At 74.6% G+C, this 1,571-nt stretch carries 2 protein-coding genes; both read left to right on the top strand.

What is annotated here, in order from left to right:
- A partial coding sequence (locus D3105_RS33730; RefSeq protein WP_118906583.1) for a hypothetical protein occupies window positions 1-573 on the top strand: 573 nt, incomplete at its 5' end.
- 21 nt (window positions 574-594) lie between these two features.
- The coding region (locus D3105_RS33725) for a lytic transglycosylase domain-containing protein (protein WP_118906582.1) at window positions 595-1,571 on the top strand (977 nt) is incomplete at its 3' end.

Genomic DNA, 1,571 nt, shown 5'->3' with positions numbered 1-1,571 from the left:
CCTCCAGACGCCGCCGACGACGGCCCCACGGCAGACGCCCCCCGCCCCCGGGCCTCCCGCCTCCGCATCACACTGCCCGCCGTGCTCTGCGCGCTCACCGTGCTCCTCGGGGCCGTCGCCGTCTGGGCGTTCGCCTCGGCGAGCAGTCTCCGCGACGAGCCCGCCCGGCAGAACGCCGCGCTCACCGACATCGGCCGCACCAGCGAGGTGAAGGGCCGGATCAGCGAGGCGGTCGGCGCGGTGTTCAGTTACGACTACGCCTCGCCCGCCCGGTCCGACCGCGCGGCGAGCACCTATCTGACCGGCCGGGCCGTGCAGCAGCACAAGGACATGCTCGCCGACGTACGGGAGCAGGCCCCCGAACAGAAGCTCGTCCTGACCACCACCGTCACCGAGAGCGGGGTCGAGTTCCTCGACGGCGACCGCGCCCGGCTGCTGGTCTTCGCCGACCAGAGCAACACCCGTACGGGCAAGGACGAGGAGACGACGTACGCGGCGGCCATGTTCGCCGTGGACGCCGTCCGCCGCGGGGACACCTGGCTGATCGCCGCCATCGACACGTTCACCCGCTGACACCCGGAGAGGGGAGTCCACATGAGGTTCGACCGCACCGTGCGCCGCCGGCTCGGCACCACGGCCACCGCCGTCGCCGCGATGACCGCGCTCACCGCGTCCCAGGCGCCGGGGTTCGCCCCGCCCGAACCCCGGAAGGAGAAGGCGGCGGCCTCCGACGACGTCGTGTGGACCGAGGTGCCGGGTGACGACGTCTACCACACCGAGTTACCGCCGTTGCGGTCCCCGAAGCCGCCCCCGCCCCTGAAGCCCGGGAAGAAGCCCGACCCCCTCGTGGCCCGCGCCTGGTCCGAGGCGGGCATCCCGGTCACCGTGCTGGCCGCCTACCGCAAGGCCGAGAGCGCGGTGGGCCGCAGCGATCCGGGGTGCGGGCTGCCGTGGCAGCTGCTCGCGGCGATCGGCAAGGTCGAGTCCGGCCAGGCGTCCGGCGGGCGGGTCGACGCGCGCGGGACGACCCTCACTCCGATCCTCGGCCCCGCGCTCGACGGCAACGGCTTCGCCCTGATCCGGGACACCGACGACGGGGCGTACGACGGCGACGGCACCTACGACCGGGCCGTCGGGCCGATGCAGTTCATCCCGTCCACCTGGGCGGCCTGGGGTGCGGACGGCAACGGCGACGGCCGCGAGGACCCGAACAACATCTACGACGCTGCACTCGCCGCCGGGCACTACCTCTGCGCCGGGCCGCGCGATCTGACCCGCCGCGCCGACCTGGACCGGGCGATCCTCAGCTACAACCGCTCCGACACCTATCTGCGGACGGTGCTGTCCTGGCTGGAGTTCTACCGCAAGGGCAGCCATCCGGTCGCCGACGGCGAGGGCGTCCTCCCGATCAGCCCCGGCCCCGGCGGGAAGACCCGGCCCAAGGCCCCCGTCGGCGGTCCCGGCGCGCCGGAGCGTCCCGGCAAGGACGACGGAGGCGTCGTCGTCGGCCCGCAGCCGACCAGGCCGCCGAGCCCGACCCCCACCCCGCGCCCCACCGACCCGGGCTCGCC

Source organism: Streptomyces globisporus (assembly GCF_003501885.1).
GTDB lineage: Bacteria > Actinomycetota > Actinomycetes > Streptomycetales > Streptomycetaceae > Streptomyces > Streptomyces globisporus_D.
Note: the sequence above shows the minus strand (reverse complement) of the source record. Positions and strands in the feature narration are given on the sequence as shown.